The sequence below is a fragment of the Vibrio sp. 10N.286.46.A8 genome, from assembly GCF_041470165.1.
In the GTDB taxonomy this organism is placed as follows: Bacteria; Pseudomonadota; Gammaproteobacteria; order Enterobacterales; family Vibrionaceae; genus Vibrio; species Vibrio tasmaniensis_A.
Map to the genome: position 1 here is coordinate 2,648 of NZ_JBFRLX010000173.1, position 1,619 is coordinate 4,266.

Sequence of the window (1,619 nt, forward strand, 5' to 3'; positions counted from 1 at the left end):
ATTTCACAACAAAAATTTTACAATGTGAATTTTACAAATATGGCCTTGTCAAAAAGTTTAGTTCGTCAGTCTCATTTCCTAGGTACGAAAATACGTAACCTAAGAAAACGTAACCATTTAACGATGGAAGATCTGTCTGCGCGTTGTATTAGAATCAACCCAGAATACGCACCTTCCGTTTCTTACCTTTCAATGATTGAACGTGGAAAGCGCGTCCCAAGCATCGATATGCTAGAAGTAATCGCGCAGGTCTTTCAGAAGAACCCAACCTGGTTCCTTGACGACGAATCTGAACAACAAGCCATTGCTCCTGATAAAGGGAATCGTGGTGGGATAAGTGGCATGGCACTCGAGCCTAGCTTTCTTTTCTCCAACGACATCCTGCAAATTGCAATTCCAGAGATGCTATCTCAAACGGGGATCTCAGGCCGCCAGTTTGCACACCTCTTAATTCGAGCACACCAAGAAAGCAATCAGAACCACTTCCCTGACCTTGAGCGCGCAGCGGAAGAAGTTGGCTTAAAACGTCTTAACCTCAGCGTAGAAGATCTGATAGACATCGCTAGAAGCCTAGGAATTAACATCCGTTGGGTAACACGCACACCGAAAGACGTTGTTGATGAACTCGGAATTAATGCCAAACAGCTAGTCACTTCGTTCTTTGAACCTCCTAGCACAATCTTCTTAAACGAAATCCTGAAAGAGTACCCCACTCGTCTGAAATACGATTTATCGGTCTATATTGGCCATTGTATTCTGCATAGCAAAGAAGGCTTAAAGAGTGTGTTGTCGGTCGGCAATAACAACACATGGGACGACAACCAGGTTTCAGGCTCTTCGCAACTTAATTCTCAAGATATTCTTCAAGCATGGCGAGACTTTGAATCTAGCTTCTTTGCTGGCGCACTTCTTTGCCCGAAAGTTCCATTTAGACAGTTGCTTGACCGCACTGGTTACGAAATCGACGTTCACAAAAGAGCGGGGGTTTCCCCCTCTGTTGCTATGCGTCGAATGACGGTAGTATCGCCCTACCCTCACTGGCACTACTTTGATGCTTATGGGCCAGGGAAACTCAAGGCGGTGTACCGCGGGAACGGGATTCCACTGCCTTGGGGAAATATGAGAACTGTTGCCGACCCATGTCAACATTGGGCTGTGTTCCGTCGATTGTCAGAACCTCGCGCAGGGAGTTCGGCTCAAATATCTATTTTAAATGTGGGTGATGAACCAAGAATCTACTGCTGTGAATCAATCAATATGACGGATCCTGCAGGTAACAATCGCGTATTGTGTGCAGGCATAGACCTTAACCCTGCAATTGATGCACAAGGCGGTAATTCAAGAGACATTGCAGAGCAACTTAAAGCATCATGCGTTAACAATGGTGGCTCGGTGGTAATCCCGCGTAACATCAAGAAAGATCTCACGACAATAGCCAAGATTCTAAATATAAATTGGATTGAACGTGGGATTGAGACAGAGGCTAGGCTTATCTGCTCCCGAGGTGGAGAATGCCCGCGCCAACCAAGCTGTTACTCAAAGTGTGGTGAGTGTTAGCGCAAGAATGGTATGAGCATGATTAGTAAATTGTCGTGCTCTGCTTGTTTTGCTTGAGCTAA

General features: G+C 45.5%; 1 protein-coding gene. It reads left to right on the forward strand.

All coding sequences use genetic code 11. From position 1 onward, the window contains the following. Positions 1-24 precede the first annotated feature (24 nt). Positions 25-1,557: a DUF3612 domain-containing protein gene (locus tag AB4232_RS16705; RefSeq protein WP_017097047.1), complete on the forward strand. Its 1,533-nt coding sequence runs from the start codon at positions 25-27 to the stop codon at positions 1,555-1,557. The last annotated feature ends 62 nt before the right edge of the window (positions 1,558-1,619 follow it).